Origin of the sequence: Leisingera thetidis (assembly GCF_025857195.1) — a bacterium.
Taxonomy (GTDB): Bacteria; Pseudomonadota; Alphaproteobacteria; order Rhodobacterales; family Rhodobacteraceae; genus Leisingera; species Leisingera thetidis.
This window is the reverse complement of record NZ_CP109787.1, coordinates 2,976,019-2,996,247: the sequence shown is the minus strand read 5'-3', so window position 1 is coordinate 2,996,247 and position 20,229 is coordinate 2,976,019. Positions and strand designations below refer to the sequence as shown.

General features: G+C 62.0%; 21 protein-coding genes and 1 pseudogene. 8 read left to right on the top strand and 14 right to left on the bottom strand.

All coding sequences use genetic code 11. From position 1 onward, the window contains the following. Positions 1-286 precede the first annotated feature (286 nt). The 3 genes from OKQ63_RS14400 to OKQ63_RS14390 all read left to right on the top strand — a co-directional run bounded on the left by OKQ63_RS14400 (position 287) and on the right by OKQ63_RS14390 (position 1,527). Positions 287-652, top strand: a complete 366-nt coding sequence (locus OKQ63_RS14400; protein ID WP_264210749.1) for an EF-hand domain-containing protein — start codon at positions 287-289, stop codon at positions 650-652. 68 nt (positions 653-720) lie between these two features. Further along, on the top strand, positions 721-1,188 hold the full coding sequence (locus OKQ63_RS14395) for a CBS domain-containing protein (RefSeq protein WP_264210748.1): 468 nt from the start codon (positions 721-723) through the stop codon (positions 1,186-1,188). A 51-nt stretch (positions 1,189-1,239) separates the two neighbouring features. After that, positions 1,240-1,527, top strand: a complete 288-nt coding sequence (locus OKQ63_RS14390) for a hypothetical protein (protein ID WP_264210747.1) — start codon at positions 1,240-1,242, stop codon at positions 1,525-1,527. Positions 1,528-1,560: 33 nt separating this feature from the next. Here OKQ63_RS14390 and OKQ63_RS14385 read toward each other — a convergent pair whose 3' ends face one another. From OKQ63_RS14385 to OKQ63_RS14360, 6 genes are all read right to left on the bottom strand, one after another. Next, positions 1,561-3,813, bottom strand: a complete 2,253-nt coding sequence (locus OKQ63_RS14385) for a GNAT family N-acetyltransferase (protein WP_264210746.1) — start codon at positions 3,811-3,813, stop codon at positions 1,561-1,563. Further along, positions 3,788-4,795, bottom strand: a complete 1,008-nt coding sequence (locus OKQ63_RS14380) for a D-alanine--D-alanine ligase family protein (RefSeq protein ID WP_264210745.1) — start codon at positions 4,793-4,795, stop codon at positions 3,788-3,790. Before OKQ63_RS14380 ends, OKQ63_RS14385 begins: the two co-directional genes overlap by 26 nt. Further along, positions 4,792-5,802: a D-alanine--D-alanine ligase family protein gene (locus OKQ63_RS14375; protein WP_264210744.1), complete on the bottom strand. Its 1,011-nt coding sequence runs from the start codon at positions 5,800-5,802 to the stop codon at positions 4,792-4,794. The genes OKQ63_RS14380 and OKQ63_RS14375 overlap by 4 nt, the downstream gene beginning before the upstream one ends. Next, entirely contained in the window at positions 5,796-6,878 is a 1,083-nt protein-coding gene (locus OKQ63_RS14370) for a KamA family radical SAM protein (RefSeq protein WP_264210743.1), read from the bottom strand. Before OKQ63_RS14370 ends, OKQ63_RS14375 begins: the two co-directional genes overlap by 7 nt. Before the next feature lie 454 nt (positions 6,879-7,332). Next, positions 7,333-8,517 carry a trypsin-like peptidase domain-containing protein gene (locus OKQ63_RS14365; RefSeq protein ID WP_264210742.1) on the bottom strand — a complete coding sequence of 395 codons (1,185 nt, stop codon included), beginning with the start codon at positions 8,515-8,517 and terminating at the stop codon, positions 7,333-7,335. A gap of 816 nt (positions 8,518-9,333) precedes the next feature. After that, complete coding sequence (locus OKQ63_RS14360; RefSeq protein WP_264210741.1) at positions 9,334-10,047, bottom strand: response regulator transcription factor; 714 nt, start codon at positions 10,045-10,047, stop codon at positions 9,334-9,336. A 299-nt stretch (positions 10,048-10,346) separates the two neighbouring features. Here OKQ63_RS14360 and OKQ63_RS14355 point away from each other — a divergent pair, with 299 nt between their 5' ends. After that, positions 10,347-10,664, top strand: a complete 318-nt coding sequence (locus tag OKQ63_RS14355) for a YgiT-type zinc finger protein (protein WP_264210740.1) — start codon at positions 10,347-10,349, stop codon at positions 10,662-10,664. 207 nt (positions 10,665-10,871) lie between these two features. Here OKQ63_RS14355 and OKQ63_RS14350 read toward each other — a convergent pair whose 3' ends face one another. The 5 genes from OKQ63_RS14350 to OKQ63_RS14330 all read right to left on the bottom strand — a co-directional run bounded on the left by OKQ63_RS14350 (position 10,872) and on the right by OKQ63_RS14330 (position 13,667). Further along, positions 10,872-11,111 (bottom strand): EF-hand domain-containing protein, encoded by a 240-nt coding sequence (locus OKQ63_RS14350; RefSeq protein ID WP_264210739.1) that lies wholly within the window; start codon positions 11,109-11,111, stop codon positions 10,872-10,874. Between the two features lie 123 nt (positions 11,112-11,234). Next, positions 11,235-11,618, bottom strand: a complete 384-nt coding sequence (locus OKQ63_RS14345) for a hypothetical protein (protein WP_264210738.1) — start codon at positions 11,616-11,618, stop codon at positions 11,235-11,237. 601 nt (positions 11,619-12,219) lie between these two features. Continuing rightward, positions 12,220-12,669, bottom strand: a complete 450-nt coding sequence (locus OKQ63_RS14340) for a DUF3775 domain-containing protein (RefSeq protein ID WP_264210737.1) — start codon at positions 12,667-12,669, stop codon at positions 12,220-12,222. A gap of 19 nt (positions 12,670-12,688) precedes the next feature. Continuing rightward, positions 12,689-13,210 (bottom strand): universal stress protein, encoded by a 522-nt coding sequence (locus OKQ63_RS14335; RefSeq protein ID WP_264210736.1) that lies wholly within the window; start codon positions 13,208-13,210, stop codon positions 12,689-12,691. A gap of 79 nt (positions 13,211-13,289) precedes the next feature. After that, positions 13,290-13,667 (bottom strand): SPW repeat protein, encoded by a 378-nt coding sequence (locus OKQ63_RS14330; protein WP_264210735.1) that lies wholly within the window; start codon positions 13,665-13,667, stop codon positions 13,290-13,292. A gap of 167 nt (positions 13,668-13,834) precedes the next feature. Between OKQ63_RS14330 and OKQ63_RS26135 the strand changes: the two are divergent. Further along, positions 13,835-14,149 (top strand): annotated as a pseudogene (locus OKQ63_RS26135) (PAS domain-containing protein); the annotation flags it as partial. Positions 14,150-14,185: 36 nt separating this feature from the next. Then, positions 14,186-15,397 (top strand): ATP-binding protein, encoded by a 1,212-nt coding sequence (locus tag OKQ63_RS14325; RefSeq protein WP_264210734.1) that lies wholly within the window; start codon positions 14,186-14,188, stop codon positions 15,395-15,397. Positions 15,398-15,585: 188 nt separating this feature from the next. Here the strand turns inward: OKQ63_RS14325 and OKQ63_RS14320 are convergent, their stop codons facing one another. The 3 genes from OKQ63_RS14320 to OKQ63_RS14310 all read right to left on the bottom strand — a co-directional run bounded on the left by OKQ63_RS14320 (position 15,586) and on the right by OKQ63_RS14310 (position 17,384). Beyond that, a complete protein-coding gene (locus OKQ63_RS14320) occupies positions 15,586-16,212 on the bottom strand; it encodes a host attachment protein (protein WP_264210733.1) in 627 nt (208 codons plus the stop codon). Positions 16,213-16,348: 136 nt separating this feature from the next. Continuing rightward, positions 16,349-16,705: an SPW repeat domain-containing protein gene (locus OKQ63_RS14315; protein ID WP_264210732.1), complete on the bottom strand. Its 357-nt coding sequence runs from the start codon at positions 16,703-16,705 to the stop codon at positions 16,349-16,351. A gap of 28 nt (positions 16,706-16,733) precedes the next feature. Next, positions 16,734-17,384: a BON domain-containing protein gene (locus OKQ63_RS14310; protein ID WP_264210731.1), complete on the bottom strand. Its 651-nt coding sequence runs from the start codon at positions 17,382-17,384 to the stop codon at positions 16,734-16,736. A gap of 160 nt (positions 17,385-17,544) precedes the next feature. Between OKQ63_RS14310 and OKQ63_RS14305 the strand changes: the two genes are divergently transcribed. Next, positions 17,545-18,429 carry a LysR family transcriptional regulator gene (locus OKQ63_RS14305; protein ID WP_264210730.1) on the top strand — a complete coding sequence of 295 codons (885 nt, stop codon included), beginning with the start codon at positions 17,545-17,547 and terminating at the stop codon, positions 18,427-18,429. 132 nt (positions 18,430-18,561) lie between these two features. Then, positions 18,562-20,193 (top strand): chaperonin GroEL, encoded by a 1,632-nt coding sequence (gene groL, locus OKQ63_RS14300; protein ID WP_350356284.1) that lies wholly within the window; start codon positions 18,562-18,564, stop codon positions 20,191-20,193. Positions 20,194-20,229 lie beyond the last annotated feature (36 nt).

The following is a 20,229-nucleotide window of genomic DNA, read 5'->3' as shown; positions in this document are numbered from 1 at the left end:
TCAGGTTATTCAACACGGGCGGGGTTGCACTCGAACGCCACCGATGCGTCGCGGCCCGCATCGAAAAACCCTCGACGGAGCAGCCTTTTGCTCTTGCAGCTATTGCTGCCGCAAAAATTCCGCGCTCCCACAGCGCGAGACTTTCGGCAGCGCGGATTTCCTGCGTATCGGCGATCCAATGGATCTAAGCACTGGCATGGTGCCCGAACTCTTGATCCCGCTGGACTGAGCGTAGGGGACATCTAGGGAGACGTGAAAGGGGAAAGGAATTGCAGGAATATGGTAAGTGGCTGATTCCCCTTCGTTAAATAGTTTCTTTATTCCCTTGCCTTTACCGCGCGCCGCTCCCATTTCAGCGATAGGCAACTCATGGAGGGTTGCGGGGTCTCTGATGGAGAAACACATGAGCAGAGCAGCTTTTGGCGCTCTTCTCGCGGCCTTGGCGGCTGTTCCGGCAAATGCAATGAGCGCCGGAATTGATACCGATGGCGACGGCAAGGCGTCTTTGGAGGAACTGCAGGCTGTCTATCCCGGTGTGACCAGCGAATTGTTTGCTGAAATCGATGCAGATGCAGATGGCTTCGTGGACGACGAGGAGATGGCGGATGCGGTTGCAGCCGGGGTTCTGGAAAAACCGGTCAAGGAGTTGTAGCTGCAGGTGCAGCGGGCGTTCTTGCGGCCTGTTCCGTCTGAACCCTTGTTTCGGAAAGGGGTATCACCATGACTATTCGCAGACTGCTTGATGAACTGGAAACGGATATCCAATGGATCGCTCCGGTCTCACCCATGGATGTGGCCATCGCCCTGCTTGCGCAAAAGGACACCTCAGCGCTGCTGGTGTCCTCCGACAAGCGGTTGGTGGCGGGAATTCTGACCAGTAGCGACATTGTCCGCTATCTTGAGGCCCATCAAAAACTGCCGGTCAATCTGCGTGTGCGGAGCGTAATGACGCATCCAGTCATCTCCTGCGATGCTCGCCAACCCGTGCAGCGGCTGGAATGGCTGATGTCCAAGCACCATGTGCGTCATATTCCGGTTACCGAGGATGGGGAACCGGTTGCGGTGATCAGCATACTCGATGTCACCCGCTACCGGCTGCTGACCGCGGAGCAGGAGGCGGCTGAACTTCGGGACTATGTTGCTGGGGCATCCTGGCGGGCCAGACCGCGCCCGCACCGGCAGAATTGAAGCGGATCGAAACCGCGCCCGCCTGGCGTGGCGCATCTGAGGATTACGCATATGGTTTTGGCCGGCCATATCAAACTGGCAGCCGCCAGACAGGCGGCACATGATCTGGCGGAGAAGCTTCTGCGCCTGATCCCGCGACACGGTTCCCGCACTGCGTTGCGCGAAGAAGATACGCCACCGCCGCGTCCGGAAACCCTGATGGAGGATGGTTGGGAACCGGCGGAAACGCTGCAGAGGGAAGCGGCACAGCGGCGGTACCTGCCGCCTGATTGCGATGGCGGCATTGTGGAAAAAAGCGATACGCCAGGGCGCTATAGTGGTGGCCGGTACCGCGGCTGAACCGACAGAGGAAGGTTCACGCGCGGCGTCCTGTCAGCGGTCCAGAGTTTTCTCGTAGACCGCTTTGCCGTCGCCGTCGCGGTAGAAGTCAGGAAACTCGGCGCGCAGGGCGTAACCCATCCGTTCATAGAACTGGCGGGTTGCTGAATAGGGCGGGCTGCTGGATGTGTCGATATAGACCTTTCGGCCCTGCACTTGGCGAATTGCAGCCTCGACCCGTTCCATAAGTAGCCTGCCCAGACCGCTGCCTTGAAGGGACGGGGCTACTGCGATCCAGTAGAGATCCCAGCTGTGATCGCTGCCCGGCACCGGACCGAAGCAGGCGTAGCCCTGTAGCTCGGTGCCGCATTCGGTAAGCAGGAAGTGGTAACCGGAGGCAGCTCCGGCGCTGAGCCGCTCCTCTGCCAGCTCACCGGCGATTTCGATTTCCTCCTTGGAAAACTTTCCGGTTTCCGCAACCAGCCGCGTGATCCGGGCGGCGTCTCCGGCCCGCAGGGTCTTGCGCCAGCGGCGTTTCGGGGACGGGGCAGGGAGGGGCAGAACCTGCGGCTTCTGGCGCTGCACGATCCCCTCGGCCAGTCCGGTAAAGAAAGCTGCGGCGTTGTCGCCGAGAGTGCGCACCAGGTAGCCGCCTTCCTGAACCACAAGAATGGGGAACGGATGCCGGCCGATGCTGGCGCCTGCGAAGTGGAAATCCTTCGGCCTGAGCTTCCAGGTGCCGGTCGGGTCGCCGCGGCCAGTGTCGAAGCCGAGGCAGAGAACTAGATAGCCGGGATCGTGCCCTGCGATCCGCGCCAGCGCCTTCTCCATGGCGGTGTGGAAGTCTTCGGGCGTTGCCTGTTCGGCCAGAGGCAGGTTGAGGTTGTACCCGGCGCCGCTGCCTTGACCTGTTTCATCGCGAAAGCCGGTGAAATAAGGGTAGGCAAAGCTGGGGTCGCCGTGGACGGAGACCGTCAGCACGTCGGCGCGGCTGTAGAAAATATCCTGCTGGCCGTTGCCGTGGTGGTAGTCAATGTCGAGCATCGCGACCCGCCCGTGCTGGGACAGGAAGTTGGCGGCAATAGCGGCGTTAGAGAGGTAACAGAAACCGCCGAAGGTCTTGAATTCGGCGTGGTGGCCGGGCGGGCGGATCAGTGCATAGGCGGCTGGAGCGCCGTTCAGTTCCTCCTCTGCAGCGGTGAGTGTGCAATCGACAGCGCGACGGGCGGCAGGCCAGGCATTTCGGTTGATCGGGGTGAATGTGTCTATGCACCAGTATCCTGCCAGCACGGTGCGTTCGCGCGGACGGCGGGCCGTATTGCGGACCGGAAAGACATATGGGTAGACCGCGCCTTTCTCCGGCGCCTCTGCGCAGGCGCTGCGCAGGAAGTCGACCAGTTTCGGGTCATGCACCGCCTTGATCCAGCGGTCCGGGAAGTGCCGCGGCGGCTGGCGGGCGAACAAACCGGTGGCGTCCAGCGCGTTGGCGATGGTAGCGACCCGTACCGGGCTTTCAACATAGCCGCGGGTATGGACATGGTGAATGTCGTGGCGGTCGTTGATAATCATCGGAATCTGCAGCCCGGACGGCGGCGGCATGCTGACCGCGCGGACGGCATAGCGCGGCGGGCGCAGCCCGTAGCCTCCCGAGGTGACAGAGGCCACGACCTTCCGGACGTATTCCGGCGGGCAGAGGTCCGCGTATTTCCGTTCCAGGATGGCGCGGAAGATCTCCTTGAGCCGTTCGGCTTGCGGCAAGTCAAACTGGCCCAGGCCATCGAACACCAGATGCGGCATATCCGTGTCCTCTGGCGAGAGCGGCAGCTCATAGCCGGTGCCGGTGATGGGCCGGGCGCCGTAGCGTTCGTAGAATTTGAGCCGGGCCGCGTTCTGGGCCAGGGCGTATCGGTCCTGGACGTTTTCGGGGTCATCAGGCAGGCATTCGAAGTAGAGCCCCGCAGCCCCCAGCGCGGCTGCCTCCTGCCGGATCCGCTGATAGAGCGCTCCGCCGGTGCCGGAGCCTGCGGTCTCCACCGGGGTTGCCGCCAGAATGTCCAGGAATGCGAAATCGAGCTCCGGGTCGAACAGCAGCAGGGCAGTGCCGCGCACGTCGCCGCGTCCGTTTTCCGCTACAAAGAGCGACGGGATGAACCGTTTGGCAAACGGATTGTTCAGATGCTCCGGCAACGCGTCGATATCGGCGGACCGTTTGCCCGGAAACTGGGCGCGCAAGATCGCCAATGCCTTGCCAATTGCGGTCTGGCTGGCGGAGGCGTGGGCATCAGCAATCTTGCGGATGCGGAACATGGCGCGGGTCCTTTTCAGCTGCGGCGAGGGGGAGCGCTGCGAGATGCGCGATCAGGGCGTCATAGCCCATCCCGGTCTGTTCAGCGGCAGCGGCGAAACCTGCATCCGGCGCCAGGCAGGGGTTGGTGTTCACTTCCAGGATCCAGGGGCGGCCGCCCGCATCAACGCGGAAATCCACACGCGCATAGCCGGAAAGACCAAAAACCTCCCAGGTGCGCCGGGCGAGATCCGCAAGCAGGCCCAGAAGAGCATTGTCGCTGTTCGGAAAGGTGAACTGCCGCGGTGTGTGATGGTAGCTGTGTGCGGTTTCATCCCATTTGGCGGCGTAATCGACGATGCGGGGGGCATCGGGGGTGAAATCCTGAAACAGGATTTCGGCGGGCGGCAGCACTTTAACGTCTTCGCCGAATTCCAGCAGCGACAGGTTGAATTCTCGCCCTGGGATGTATTCCTCTGCAAAGAACCTGCCGCCGAAGCGGGCTTCGCGGCGAGCAATCTCCTTAACTGCGCGAGCGCCGGGCACAACTGATTGAGGATCGATCCCCAGCGAGGCATGTTCCGTAACGGATTTGACAATCACCCGGTCAAGCTTCGCGAGGGCAGGGCCGGACTGCGGCCAGGCCGGTGTCGGCAGGCCGTGCCGGGCCATTAGGCGCTTCTGCGCGGTTTTGCTGAGGGCAGCCAGCTGCGCCGCCGAGGAGCAGCCGGTATAGGGAATACCGTCTTCTTCCAGCAGCGGCAGCACCTCGGCCGCGCGCTGCATGTCGCGGTCGATGGCTTCCACCATGTTGAAAACCAGCCCAGGGCGGTCTCCAACTGCCCAGGGCAGCGTAGAAGGGCGGCCCGAGACATGCGCGAGCCGGGCGTCAAAGCCTCGCCGGCTCAGCGCGGCGCGGATTGCCTCCGCAGTATCGCGGGTGTCGCGTTCGTCGGGGTCGTCTCCGCTCGCCCCGTGCATAACGATGATGGAAAGCGGTTTCATAGCGCTGCGCAGAGCGCCTTTGTGCTGTCCGCCAGGCGGCAGCGGCGGACAGCGGCATCCAGAATGCCGCCGATCAGCCCCTGGTAGTCAAGGCCTGCCCTAGCCGACAGGATCGGCAGGTCGGAATGGCTGGGGTGCAGGCCGGGCAGGGTGTTCACCTCCAGAAAATTCGGAATGCCGGCTGCGTCGGAGCGCAGGTCGGTCCGCGCCGCGTCGCGGCAGCCGAGCGCACGGTAGGCGGCCAGCGCGGCGGCGCCGGCCGCACGCGCCTCAGCGTCATCGGCGAGGCGGTAGCAGACGCGGGTTTGCCAATGCTCCTTGTTCTGAAAGCTGTAAATTTCCGCCTCTGCGGTGTCGAGCAGCAGGATTTCCATCACCGCAATCACCCGCGCCTCCGACCCGTTGCCGAGGATCCCCGCAGTGAATTCGCGCCCGGGCAGGAAGCTTTCGGCTAGAACCGGCTGGCAGAAGCGCTGACGCAAAGAGCGGGCAGCGGCAGCGGCCTGATCCGCAGTGTTCACTTTGGATGCATGTTCGCAGCCCTTGCCGGTGCCTTCGGCCAGCGGTTTCAGGAAGACCGGAAACGGCAGGTTCAACCCGCCGTCATCCTCTGGCGTTTCCAGCACCGCAAAGGGCGCTGTCGGGATGCCGGCATCGCGCACGATCCGCTTGGCCATCGCTTTGTCCAGCCCCAGCGCCTGGGTCAGCGGGTCGGAAAAGGTATAGGGGATATCGAATGCTTCCAGCAGGGCAGGGACCTGCGCCTCGCGGGCGCGGCCCCGCAGCCCCTCGGCGATGTTGAAGACCAGATCCCAGCGGTCGCCTGCTGCCAGCCGCTGTGTCAGGATACGGACATGGCCGATCCGCTGGGTCTGATGTCCTGCTGCGCGCAGGGCAGTTTCGATGGCGGTGATGGTTTCCGGGCTGTCGAACTCGGCCATCGCCTCATCGCTGAGGCCGCTGCCCTGGTGGTCGTCGCGCAGGTCGTATGTCAGGCCGATCAGCATGGCCGGTGTCCCTTTGATGCGCCCAGGCTGCCGCCCGGGTCGGAGTAACGGTAGAGAGTGTTCTCGAAGTTGCGCAGGATTAGGTCGCTGCCGTCACGCCCCGCCACATAGTCCGGCAGCAGCGGGATCTTGCCGCCACCGCCGGGGGCGTCGATGACGAACTGCGGGACCGCATAGCCGGTGGTATGGCCGCGCAGGCCCTCGATGATCTTCAGCCCTTTTGCAACCGGCGTACGGAAATGGGCGGAGCCGGTGATCGGGTCGCACTGGTAGAGGTAATAGGGCCTGACACGCCGCATCAGCAGCGCCTGGTACATCGGTTTGAGGATATCAACACTGTCGTTGATCCCTTTCAGCAGCACAGTCTGTGAGCCAAGCGGGATGCCCGCGTCCGCCAGCCGCTTGCAGGCCTCAGTGGCCTCGGGCGTCAGCTCAGCCGGGTGGGTCACATGAATGGACATCCACAGCGGATGGTGCCTTTTCAGCATCCGCACCAGATCGCGGGTTATCCGCATCGGCAAGACGATCGGCATTTTAGTGCCAAGCCGGATGAACTCCACATGCGGAATCGCGCGCAGGCGGCCCAGAAGGTAATCTAGCTTGTCATCCGCGATGGTCAGCGGGTCGCCGCCGGACAGCAGCACATCGCGGACCTCCGGGTGCGCAGCGATGTAGTCCAGCGCCCGGTCCCACTGGGATACCGAAAACTGGTATTCACCGCCCGCCTGACCCACCATCCGTGACCGGGTGCAATAGCGGCAGTAGGTCGAGCAGGTGCCGGTGGCCAGGAACAGCACCCGATCCGGGTAACGATGGACCAGTCCCGGCACCGGGGTGTCGTGGTCCTCGCCCAGCGGGTCGCCTGCCTCGCCCGGGAGCTGCAGGTATTCCTGTCCGACGGGAATATGGGTGCGCCGCAGCGGCTCATCCGGATCATCCAGCCCCATCAGGCTGGCGTAATAGGGGGTGATGCCGACCGGCAGTCCGCCCTGATGCCGGGCCAGTGCTTCCTGTTCCCCATCGCTCAGATCAAAGATCCGGCTGAGCGCCTCCTGGCTGCGGATGCGGTTGCGCATCTGCCAGCGCCAGTCGTTCCAGTCTTCCGCGGCAGCCTGGGGGAAGAAGACCTTGCGGAAAGCTCTGGTCCTTTCCCCGGCCGGAAATTTTGGCGACCGGGGGTGGCGGTTTCGAAAATGAGGCGGGGAGATGCGGGCCTTTGAGCTGTCTCGCAATTGCAGATCAGAAGGGCTCGCGGTGGTCTCTGGAGGGTCCTGGCTTTCCTGAATGCCTGGGCCTGCAGCAAGGGGATGATCCATCCATGGGTTTCCTTGCGCCCAGAGTGCCGTCGCGCGCCAATCGTCGTTGCTGTCACAGCTCTGAGACAAGAAAAACCTGTGGCCGTTTCAGGTGAAAATCAAGCAGTTTTGCAGGCGGTTACACAGATACTTCGGCGGCTTTCCGCTAAGCGCCACGGCCTGCGGTCCATGCGTTGAAACCCCGCAGGCGAGAAGGCTGAAAAGAGTGTGCTTTCTATTCGTCCGTGACGGCGCGGGCCTTGGCAGCGCGCCGCTCCGGAGTGTTCCAGACCGGTACGAAGAGAGCCGATCCGTTGCGCCAGATGCGGGCAAGGACGGCCTCCTTGCGGCTGGAGGCCAGTTGGGCCGCGGCAGTGCGGAAAGCCGCCAGATCGGGCAGCGGCATGCCGTCCAGATGGGTGATCACATCGCCGGGGGCGAGGCTGCCGGGACGGTCCGCGCCGCCGGTCCAGACCAGCAGCCAGCCTTTCTCATCAGCGGGGATGGCCAGTTCGCGCCGTGTTTCGTCATCCGCTGGAACAGCGGCCAGCTCGAGACCTAAAAGAGAAAGTTCCGCCTCGCTCTGCAGTTCCGGCATGGCTATCCCTTCCGGGGCAGGGGCGATCCTGATCGCCTGTTGTGACGGCGTACCGTTGCGCCACAGCGACAGCTCTGCCACGCCGCCTTCCGGCAGTCCGGCAATCAGCTCCACCAGCTTTTGTGTGGCGGTAACGGGGGTGCCGTTCACCGCCAGAACGATATCTCCAGGCTGCAGCCCGGCGGCCATGGCCGGAGAGGCGGGCTCAACCCTGGTGATGATCTCGCCTGCCTGCCCCTGCGCATCTGTGAGCGCGGCCAGCCCGGGGGTAAGCGGCTGGCTCTGGGCGCCGATATACCCACGCAGCACCCGGCCGTTTTCCAGCAACTGGGCGGCGACCTCCATCGCGAGGTCGGCCGGCACCGCGAATCCCATTCCCGCGCAGCCCTCGCACCAGGACATCATAGCGGTGTTGACGCCCACCACACGGCCACCGGTATCGATTAGCGGGCCACCGGAGTCGCCGCTGACCACCGAGGCGTCGATCTGGATAAACCGGTCATAGGGGCTGGTCAGCAGATCGCGGTCCAGCCCGGCGATGATACCTTCGGTGGCCGAGAGGCCAAGGCCGAAGGGGTTGCCCAGCACCACCACCCGGTGTCCGGGTTTTAGGCTGCCGGGGTCGCCCCAGCTAAGCGCCGGCAGCGGCTTATCGGCAGCTATTGCCAGCAGCGCAATATCGGTGTGCTCATCCTGCCCGATCAGGCGGCCGCCGAAAACACGGCCGTCGTGCAGGTGGACGGTAATGGTGTTCGCGCCATTCACGACATGGGCATTGGTCACTATCAACCCGTCCGCACCGATGATGAAGCCGCTTGCCATTGTGCTGGTCTGATCCGGCTCGGCTAGCCCAGCTCGTCCCGAACGGAAGGCGGAAGGCCCGTCCTCTCCTGAAGCAAATCCGCCGTAAGTATTAATCATGACGGTTGCAGGCAGCAGCTCCTCTATGATCGGCGCAAAGGACCCGGTTGCGTCTAACTTAGACGAGGGCATGGCGGATTGCGCCTGGAGCGGTGAGGAAAGCAGGCAGGCGGTTGCGGTGAGCAGAACAGCTTTGCGGAAAGCAGCGGTTTTCATGGAGCAGTCATGCGGGACAGATTGCACACTGCGGCGTGATTTCTCCCGTCAGTCCAGTGGTCCGGCTGCGCGTGCCACGGTCCCGAAGAGCGGCAGCACAGTGCGGACAAGAGATTAGATGGCGCGTATGGCCAGAAAGAAAAGATACGGCTGTGCATATTTCTGCGCGAGGCCGGTAGATTCTTACAAGTGCGGTGAAAAAGCCTTTGGCAGCAGCGGGCACAGCTGCGGCAAAGGCAGTACAAGCGCCAGAATGAAGGGTAAGGTACTGGGATCAAGCGGGTATTAAACTCCTAGTTTATTTAGAGGGAAATCCGGCCGCTTTTTTGCAAGGCGCCTGCCCCGAAGCCTGTTTATCCTGTAGTCGAGTTGACCCTTCGACGAAAAGCTCTTCAGGCTTCCTGGCCTTCTGGGTGAACGCAGCCGGAGCGACCCAGGGGGGCGTGGGGCTGCGATACAGTTGCATGCGGGTTAGCAGTTGTTATTTAGCCGGTTGAAGAAAGAGAGCGGCCGTGAGGGTTGCCGCAGGGTGGTCATGGGACTGCGATGCGGCCTGTACAATTATACTGTGTGTGGGCTGCTGACGCCTTCGTCGTTGAACACATAACCGACACCTCGGATCGAACGTATCAGGTATGGCGCTTCTCCGGGTGCCTCGATCTTGCGCCGTAACCGGGCCACATGGCCGTCGATGGTGCGATCCAATGGCACCCAATCGCGCCCGTACAAAGCCTTTGACATGTCATCGCGGCTTAGCACCCGGCCGGGATAGCGTAGAAAGAGTTCCAGCACTTGCTGTTCCATGCTTGTAAGATCAACTGTCTCTCCATTCGGGCGCCGGATGGTTCCAAGCTCTAAGTCCAGCAAGTTGCGGCCCAGTGTGACCCGGCTGCCGGCCGCTGATGGTTTCCGGTACCGGTCCAGGATGGCCTCAATCCTCAGGATGATCTCTCGGACGAGGAATGGTTTGACCACGTAATCGTCGGCGCCGCTTTCAAGGCCCTTAACCCGGTCGAATGGTTCGGTCCTGCCGGAAATCATCAGGATTGGAAGGTTGCGTTGCTTGCGCAGTTCCCGGGCCAGATCCAGCCCGTCCTCCTGGCCCAGTTTCAGGTCCAGGGTGACAATGTCTATTTCGTAGTCCCTGATGGCCGCGAACAGGGTTTCCCGGTCCCAGGCCTCAACCACGGTCCAGCCCTGTTCCTCTAGCCCGATGCGCAGCGTCTCCCTCACATCGGGTTCGTCTTCAACGGCAAGGACAGAAATCTGTGCCATGAGAGCATATGTCCTGTTCAGGACCATTGTACCCATTTCCCACTTGCGAGGGAAGCCGCGGGGGGCGGTACAGCCATCAGTTGCCACAACCCTCTACGACCAGCAGCTGCAGTTTTCATTGACGGCTGTCATTGCGGGTTTTGCGGCACGGCGCACCATGCACTTATTCGCTGCTGCCTGGAGGCGTTTCCATGGCCCTAGCGCCAGGAGACTAACAATGGGCCGCGGCTCAACGAAAGCTTTGCACCAGGCCGGGGTCCACCAGGCCTTCGATGCGGCGCTATGGGACAGTACGAGTCATGAAAACGAACATCGCAAATGTTGATGAGCTTCAGCACCGCCTTGAAGAAACCGGACAGTTGCCGCTGTGCGGCCGCTGCGCTCAAAGCCGCTTGAAGCAGCAGCACGTCAAAACCGCAGTCTGGCGGGAAGCGGAACTGATGGTTGTGGAGAACATTCCGGCCTTGGTCTGCCCGGCCTGCGGCGAAGAGTTTATCGGTCCGAAAACCGAGGCTGGCTTGCAGCGGATGTGCAACAGAGAGGGTACAGTCGGCTTGGTCTCGCATCTGACCGTGCCGGTGATCGATTTCGCCGTGCTGAACCCGGAATGCGTATGACATTGTCAAATTCGGTGCTCCTTGCGCTGCTCATCTTACCGCGCCTTATCCTTTTTTAGGGCGGGCCCTTTGAGTGGCATGGTGAAATGGGTGGATCCGCTCCCAATAGGAGTAACTTGTCTTCCGGTGTCAGATGCGAAACGGCCCTGCTGGCGGGTGGTATCCGCACAGCAGGGCCGCTCTATTGTGATGGCTTCAGCCGCAGGTTCAATCCAGCGTGGCCAAAGTTCCGGCTTCAGCCGCGGCGTCCATTTCCTCCTGGTCGAGGCTGCCGTCCTCATTGGCGTCCATTGCGGTGAACTGGTCTTCAGTGACATCGGGGTAGACCGCTATCAGTTCCTCGTAGCTCGACATGCCGTCTTCGTCGGTATCGACGTCCGACATCGCAGCCAGGGCAGCACTAGCCGCCATGGCAATAACAGCAGCTGTAAATGCGTAAACTTTCATGGAAATCTCCACTGCAAAACGGTGCGTATTTTTTACGGACCGGCAACAGCAGGATAGATGCTGTCAAACGGGTTTCATTGACGGGCGTCAACGCTGTTTGCGGGCCCGTCCGGATCGGCGGGTTTACGCCTCACGGCTCTCTTCCGGCCAAACGCTTGTACGGTTCTTCGTGGCGATCACTTGACTGGCGTGGTGGTCCAGATTGCACCGCGCCGGAGCCAGGCAATGCTGAAGCACAGACACCGCCAGCCTGCGTGTTTCCAGGCAGCCCGCTGTGGCGGCGGCGTCGTATTCCGCGCCGTCCAGGAAATTGTCCCGGCTGAAGTCCATTGAGGCAAACAGAGTTCTGCTGACATCGGGGTAGGCCTGGGTCAGCTCCTGGTAGCTGAGTTTTCTGTCGTGGTTGGAATCGACATTGCCTAGGGGTTCGACCGGCGCTGCCAACAGGACAAAGGCGGCTGCAAGGGCAGCGGCCAGGCTTGGGACTGCGTAAGTAAACACTCTCATTTTCACCTCCAAAACAAAAAAGCGCGTTACAGACACGCGCCAGCGGTTTCAGCTTAGAAAGCGGCGCGATTCCGGCCATTGACAGCCGACAATGGTGGCGCGGCTGTGCCGAGGCTATAAGCGGAAACGGGGATATTTCCGGGCGGGAAGCTGCCGCCGTTGACGCCCGTCAATGTTGAGCAGCCCTGCGTCCCGTATCTGCTACCAGAGTTGTCTTTGCAGAGTGCCAGCCCAATGCCCCACCCGGAAAAACTGCCGCCGCGGCCCGCTGGTGATAACCAGGGGATTGCGCCGGAGAATACTCCCTGGACCTATGAGACTGGCGAAACTGGGGGAGCGCCGGGTGGTTTCTTGTCGATTGCGGAAAGATTGGAGCGGAGCCGGAAAAATATGTCGGGGCGCTGGCTGACTTGGGGCTGAGCTGTGCCGAAATAGCAAGCTATTACTCGGTGGAGCAGAGGTGTGTTCAGCATATGCTGAGGCGGCAGAAGGTGGCGCCGGGAAGGACCAAACTGCGCGCGTTTGCAAGGTTAATGCGAGACAAGCTGTTTCCCCGCTTGCAATAAGCGCGAACCGCAAGACTGTGGCCCGGTGCGGGTCCCTATCCGTACCGGGCGTCGAATGTACCGCAACTGAGGCCAAAGAGATCGAGGCCCGCTGCCAAGTGGTCGCATAGCATAGGAGTGCCACAGAGGTATCCGGCGGTTCTGCCGTTCTGATGGTCTTCTGCCATGGCGCGCAATTCCGGCCAGTCGTCAAGGCTGGTGCCGTCACGCCCCAGCCACATCAGTGCAACCAAGTCCATCTGCGCGTCCAAGCTGAGGTCGGATATGATAGAGATCAGTTCCTCCTCCACTGGGTCGGAGGGGCGGTCCTCAAGAATACCAAGCGCCATGTCGTCCTCGTCCATGCCGCTGGCAGAAGGGTCGGTGCAGTCCGATTTGCCGTCGTAGTCCCTGGCGAGGGCGATGATGTAACATACTGTGTCAAGTGGCACCTCCAGATCCGGTGGAGCGATCTCAGGCGCAGTGCTGTGGTCTAATATTGCCATGGCGGGTCTTTCTGCGGTTTTAGCGGGCTAGGACAACAGTGCATTGCGCCCGGCGCATCACCTGATCGGAGACGCTGTCATGCAGGAACCGCCGCACTAGTCCCAGTCCATTCCTGCCGATCACGATCATGTCGCAGTCTTCCAGTGCGGCGACGTTCAGGATTTCTTCGGCGTATTCACCAGGCAGGGTCAGGCGGCGAATGCTGCTGGCCCCTGCGGCGCGGGCGGTTTTCTCGGCCCATCTCTGAATCAGCCGTCCGATTGCTGTGACGGCCTGCGCAGTGGTGCCTGCGCGGCTGGTTTCGTTGAGTAGCTGGCCGATATTTCCAGGCACATTGGTGAGCGCCAATTCTCCCGCTACGTGGTCCACGATGTGCTCCACTTCGGCCAGATGCAAAAGGTCATCCGCGCGCCTCCCGTGCAGCAGAACATGAAGGATGATCAGCTCCGCCTTCAGGGCCGCGGCCAGGCTTGCGGCGACCTGAACCGCCCGCTCCGCTGCTTTGGAGCCGTCGGTTGCCACAAGAATTTTCTGAGTCATGGCAGGTTCCTTCCGCATCGGCAGGTACGCGGGCACCAGCCCGCCGGATTTTTGTCCGGCAGGCAGGCGCCGGGATGTGTCAAGCGTGGCCGCCGCGGTAAACTTCGAAGACGGTCCAGCCAGTAAGAGCGGCGACTATCAGACCGCTGACGACGGCATTCGCTGTTGCGGGAAACGTGGCTTGGAAGCCGAGTACCCAGGGTGAGATCAACAGCCAGGCACCGAGCGCGGCACCAATCCATTCCTCCCATTCGCGGAAGGCGAACAGCTCAAAGGCTGCGAGAACCGCGACAACAGCCCCAATGATTATGAAATTCCAGACCGCAGCTGGAAACCCGGGGACCGGTTCCCCACCACCGTCTGGCAAGCCGAGCAGCCGTGGGGACAGTATCAGCCAGATCCCAACAATCAGCGTGATCCAGTCTTGCCAGTGCTGTTTACTCAATTGCCGTTTCATTGGTTCATCCTCATGTCTTGAACCGCGGCCTTCTGCCGCCCTGGCGATATTGCCATGCTGGTGCGGATCCGCATTGACTGCTGTCAATCTGACCCCTTGCGACTGTGCTGCTCCCTTGAGGCGGCTTGCTGTGGTAACATCCAGTGGCACAGTACGGAGCGCAGTTGATGGCCAGGGAGAGACAGCCATCTACCGGACAGAAGTCTGCATCCCGCAGCGGCGGACTTGCGCAGTTCATTACAGCGGCACCGGCGGCTTTAGCGTTTCTGGACGCAGATCTTCGCTATACCGCGTGGTCGAAAGCCTGGGCACGATTGCACGGGTTCGGGGCCCGCGACCTCGCTGGCGTGCGGCATCAGCAACTGCGTCCAGACAGCCCCGCGGTCTGGTGTGAGGCACTGAGCCGGGCGCTGGAGACGGCCAGTGGCAGCTCAGGAATGGACAGTTTTGCGACCGGGGGTCGAAGGACGGTAACTCTGCGGTGGCGAGTAGAGCCTGCAGCGGACCCGGACGGAGCCGTGGCGGGGCTCAGCCTGTATTGCGAAGCGGCGGGGACGGGCAGTGACCATGACATGGAGCAATCCAAGCGGCAGTGGCTGGAACCCATCGGGCGGCTGGCTGGTGTTATCGCTCATGACTTCAACAACCTGCTGACGGTGATCCTCGCCGATCTGGAGCTGGCAGCATTCAGAACCCGGGATGAGGACGCGCGCGGCTTGCTGCGGCGGGCGAGCGAGGCGGCGGAGATGGGAGTCAGCTTCAACAAGCGGCTTCTGGCACTGGCAGGCGGTCGGAGGTTCGCACCGGCTGTGATAAAAGTGAACCAGCATATCACCGACACTTGGCAGGTTGTGGAAAGAATTCTGAGTGAGGATACCCGGCTGCAGTTCCATCCCGGTGCGGATGTCTGGCCGGTGAAAGCCGACCCAAGCGAGTTGGACGGTGCTCTTTTGAACTTGGTGGCGAATGCGCGTGATGCGATTAATGGCAGTGGTGAGGTCACGATTGCCACGAAGAATGTTCAACTGACGACTGCGGAGGCTGCCGGAATAGGTGGTGCGATGCCTGGTGATTTTGTGCGTATCTCCGTCGCTGACACCGGCAGCGGAATGCCGTCCGAAGTTGCCACGCAGGCGATGGAGCCGTTTTTTACCACTAAACCCGCCGGTGCAGGCAGCGGCCTGGGGCTGACGAGCGTCGGAATGACAGTGGCCCGGGCGGGCGGTTTCCTGGTGCTGGACAGCATACCTGGGGAGGGGACCACGGTCAGTCTATACCTGCCGCGCACCCTTGAGGTCGCGCAGGATCCGGACGACGGGAAGGATGCGGATCTGCCCTTTGGCGACGGTCAGTTGATCCTGGTCGTAGAAAACGACCCGCTGGTGCGGGAAGCGGTCCTGCAGCGGCTGGAAGTGTTAGGCTATGCCGTGCTGGAGGCCGCCGACGGCGAGACAGCCCTAGCTTTTCTGGAGCAGGGGGAACCGGTAGACTTGGTGTTTTCCGATGTTGTGATGCCGGGCAGACTTTCAGGCCATGGCTTGGCGTTGCTGCTGCGCCGCAGATTCCCGGGTGTCGGGGTTCTGCTAACCTCGGGCTATGCCTCCCGGATGTTGCCACGGCGGCGGCGGCTGATGGTGCGGGCCGAACTGATCGCCAAGCCCTATTCGCTGCAGGTGCTGGCGCGGGCGGTCCGACGAGCCCTGTTGGCAGCAGGAAAGGCGGAGAGGTAAGACGCAGGCCGGACAGCCGGGGCGGATCCGGCCTGCCGGAATGCCCGTGGCATCGCTAGGAACGGGGTTGCAAGGGCATTCGCTGTGCCGCGCGGCCCGTGCAGTGGGCGGCGGCCGCAGCAGTCTGGCAGCTTGCTCTGCAAAGTGCATTGACAGCCGTCAACGGCCGTGAAGAGAGGTGCAGTGTTTCAGGAGGAGAGTGTCTCGCGGATTGCGTTAGCCAGCGAATGGTAGGGCAGGCGGACCAGGTTCTTTGCAAATTCCCGTGTCACTTTCGCCTGCAGACTGTCCGGTACCTCGTCGCGCCAGACGCCCAGAATGTTCGGCGACGCAAACAGCACGAGCTTGTCAAATTTCTGATCACGTTGCACTGCGTTCAGGAATTCGGATACTTCGCGCAGGAATTCGCACTGGTCGGCCCGTTGCGGCGACTGGTGCGGTTGCGTGGCCGGAGGGCGTCCGCTGCCGGTGGAGGCAAAGGCGCGCCCAGGTTTGCCGGCGATGATGTCGCGGACGTGCTGTTCCGGAGCCTGCAGCACGATCTCCAGTCCGGCGGGGCTATGGGGTTTAGGCAGCCCCTGCAGGATCCGCGCACGGTGAGAATTGATGATGACATACCAGAGGCGGTCCGGGTTCACGAGGTGCTCCGGAACCTGTGCATTCAGCGGTGCCGGGGCTGTCGTGCCATGCTGCAAACTCTCTGGTCCGATGCGGGGAGTCGGCATGAAAACCAGTGTGGAACAGGTTGCTGTAGGTTTCTGAAGCGGTTCCTGGATTTGGCAAGCTGCTTTACGTATCGTGTCTGGTGCGGGCATGGCATCCTCGCTGGTTGCGGCTCCAATGATATCTTGAACGGCATTGCGAAGCGTGCATTGACAGCTGTCAAGGCGGAGGCGGCTGTTGTCTTCTGCGTCCCGCTGCCCGCTGCCCGCTGCCCGCTGGCGGCAAGGGTCAGGGCATGTTGTTCCAAGTGTTGTGCAGCAGCGATAGGCCTCCCATCAGCGCCAGCGCAGTTCCACAGATCAGAGACTGGGCCCGTGCGAAGGGGATCTGGTGAAACCCAAGCATCCAGGGCGCACAGGTTATCCAAAGCCCAAGCAGCAAGATGGCCAGTTCCAGACATCTGAGGAAGACACGCATTTCCAGCAAAGCTAGTGCCGATGCCGTCAGACCGGATGCGAAGGAGTTCATGGCGATATGCGTAAGGTAAAGGCCGGCGGGCCAGTCAATACGGAAAGCAAGCGGCGCCAGCAGGAGCCGGAGACCGGCGGTGAAACTCACGCAGTCCTGCCAATGGGCACGGTTCATTGGCAGGACCATTTCTGAAACGGGGGGATCACGGTTCCACGTTGAGACCATCGACCACGCTGCTGACGCCCGGCACTGCCCAGGCGGCGCGGCGGGCAGCATCCCGTTCAGCCTCGGTGCGGACCCGCCCGGTCAATGTGACCGCGCGGTCGTCGACTTTGATCAGAATCCCCTTGGCCTCCCTGGCGGCGTCGCGCCGCAGGGCGGTTTCAATGCGCATTCGAACGTTTGTGTGGCTGACTGCAGAGGTGATCCCGATCTGGTTGATGACTTGCTTTACCCCCGAAACCTTCTCCACGGCCCGTTCGGCGGCGGCTTTCTCATAGCTCCGACCGGCTTGGCCGGTGAGGGTCAAAACGCCGTGCTCGACCTCAACCTTTATTGCGTCCCTGGGGACCGAGTCGCTCCAGCGCAGCGCTTCTACCGCGCGCTTGGCGATCTTATCGTCTGCGTCCAGATGCTCGCCAATGGAGCGCACTTCGATCTCCATCACAACAGCGCGTACGCCGCTGACGCGTTTGACGGTCTTGCCGATTGCCTGTTTCTGTGCGCCGGTTGGAACATGGCCGGTGAGGGTCGCGATCCCATCCTCCACCGAGACGCCGATTGAGGCCGCGTCGATGCTGGGGACGAGGTCCAGTTCCTCGATGATTTCCCGTCGGAGTGTGGTGTCTTTCATAGTTGGCTTCCCGAACGCGCCGCAGCGCCTTTCGCCGCGGTGGCACCAGTTTGAACCAAATGCCGGAAGTTTCATTGACGGCGGGCAAGAGTGGCGTATCTGCGCTTCGGGACACGGATGGCTTCTGCTAGACTGTGCCGCCCGGCATTGGAGATGAGCCATGGATATCGAGCTGGCACGGACCTTTCTGGCAGTGGCCGAAACCGGCAGCTTTCTGGAGGCCGCGAAGCGGGTGCATGTGGCTCAGTCGACCGTCAGCCTGCGCATCCGGGCGTTGGAACAGCAGCTGGGGCGGAGCCTGTTTGACCGCAGCAAGACTGGGGCAACGCTGACAGAGGTTGGACGGCATTTCCAGCGCCATGCGCAGACATTGGCGCGAACTTGGATGCAGGCCAAACTGGATGCGGCGCTGCCTGCCGGGATGGAGGCGGTGCTGGCGGTCGGTGCGCCCTCCAGTCTGTGGGACGGGTTCCTGACCGGGGCCTTGCCGGGTCTGCGGCGGGCGCTTCCGGGATTGGCAGTGCGGGCCTCAGCCATGGCGTCTGACACTCTGGTCCAATTGTTCGGCCAAGGCGGACTGGATCTGATGGTCGCATACCGGCCGCAAGCGGCGGCGGGGCTGGCGGTGGAGCAGCTGTTCGAGGATGAATTTGTGCTGGTCAGCAGCAACCCGGATAGCAGCGCGGATCCGTTCGGCACTGAATATGTGCTGGTCGACTGGGGGCCGGAATTTCGCGCCGATCACCTGCTGGTCTTGCCGGACATTCGCACGCCGGGGCTGCAGCTGGACATTGGTACGCTGGCCTTGCAACACCTGAGGAACGTGCCGGCCTCTGCCTACTTTCCTAAACGGCTGGTTGCGGCGGATCTGAGGGCGGGCTGGCTGCGCCGGATAGAAGGGGCGCCGCGATTTGGCTATTCCACCTATGCCGTGACTAGTGCAGGCCAGCGCGGCGAGTATGCGGGGCAGGCGGCGCAGTTTTTGCGGCAGTATGCCCTCGGTGGCGGAACCAGGGTGCGGAATGGGCCTGCGGATGGCGTGTAGAACACTGGAAAATATGATGTATTTGAATTCTCGATAACACAGGCGAGAAAAAATCATCACTGAAGCGCTTTTACAGTTCAGGCGCATGGCACATTTTCGCGGTACGAGACAACTTTTGGCCGGATCAGTCCCATGGGTGCGAAAGACATCATTTTTTCCGAGAACGCCCGGCACCGGATGTTGGGCGGTGTCAATGTTCTTGCTGACGCGGTGAACGCGACGCTGGGTCCTCGCGGCCGCAATGTGCTGATCGAAAAAAGTTTTGGAGCGCCGCGCTCCACCAAGGACGGGGTGTCCGTGGCCAAGGCGATTGAGCTGCCGGACCCGGTTGAAAACATCGGAATCCGCCTGATCCGCGAGGTGGCCGAGCGTACCGCCAAGCTGGCAGGCGACGGCACAACCACCGCCACGGTCCTGGCTCGCTGCATCCTGCGCGAGGGCTGCAAGGCGGTTGCAGCGGGGATGAACCCGATGGACGTGAAACGCGGGATTGACCGCGGCGCTGCTGCGATGGTGGAAGCACTGGCGGGCTTTTCGCGACCAGTGAATACCAGCGCGCAAATCACTCAAGTTGCGACCATCGCTTCCAATGGCGACAGCGAAGCCGGACAGATCCTGACCGAGGCGATGGAGCGGGTGGGGCGGACTGGGGTGATCACCATCGAGGAGTCCCAGTCGCGCGAGACACGGCTGGAAACGGTGGAGGGCATGCAATTTGATCGCGGTTACCTTTCGCCCTACTTCATCACCAGCGCGGAAATCCTCAGCGTGGAGCTGGAAACTCCATTCATCCTTCTGTTTGACAAGAAAATCTCGAACCTTGCGCCATTCATTCCGGTGCTGGAAGCGGTGATCAAGCACGGCAAGCCTGTGCTGGTGATTGCCGAGGATGTGGACGGGGAGGCCCTGGCGGCACTGGTTGTCAACAAGCTGCGCGGCAGCCTGCAATGCGCCGCGGTGAAGGCGCCTGGTTTCGGCGATCGGCGCAAGGAGATTCTGCAGGACATTGCTGTGCTGACCGGTGCCACGGTCATTTCGGCCGATCTGGGCATGAAACTGGAGAATGTCACGCTGGACATGCTGGGGCAGTCGGTGCGGGTGATAATCACCAAGGACGACACCACGCTGGTCGGCGGCGGCGGTGCAAAACCGGAGATCGAGGCGCGCTGCAACGCGATCCGGCAGCAGATCGAAGAGACACAGTCTGACTATGATCGTGAAAAGCTGGAGGAGCGGCTGGCGAAGCTGAGCGGCGGTGTGGCGATTGTCGAGGTTGGTGGGGCCAGCGAAGCCGAGGTGAAGGAGCGCAAGGACCGGATCGAGGATGCGCTGCATGCCACCCGCGCGGCAACAGAGGAAGGGATCGTGCCGGGTGGCGGCGCAGCGCTGCTCTATGCTGCGCTGGCGCTGGATGGGTTGGAGGCCGCAAACGGCGATATGCGGGCGGGCATCGCCATCATCCGCAAGGCGGCGGCAGAACCGGTACGCCGGATTGTCCGGAATGCGGGCAAGGATGAAGCGTTGATCGTCGGCAAGCTTCTGGAGAAGAACGACACCGCCTGGGGCTATGATGCGCAAAACGATTGCTTGGCCGACATGTTTGAGTCGGGGATTGTGGATCCAGCCAAGGTGGTGCGGATTGCCTTGCAGAACGCTGTGTCGATTGCCGGTCTGATGATGACCACCGAGGCGGTGGTGGTGGATCACTCCAAGGCGGCTGCACACTCTGGTTACCCTGGCGGCTTGGACGGTAAGGATTTCTAACGCGGCCTAGCGGCTTGCCGGTACTGCGGGCTGAAG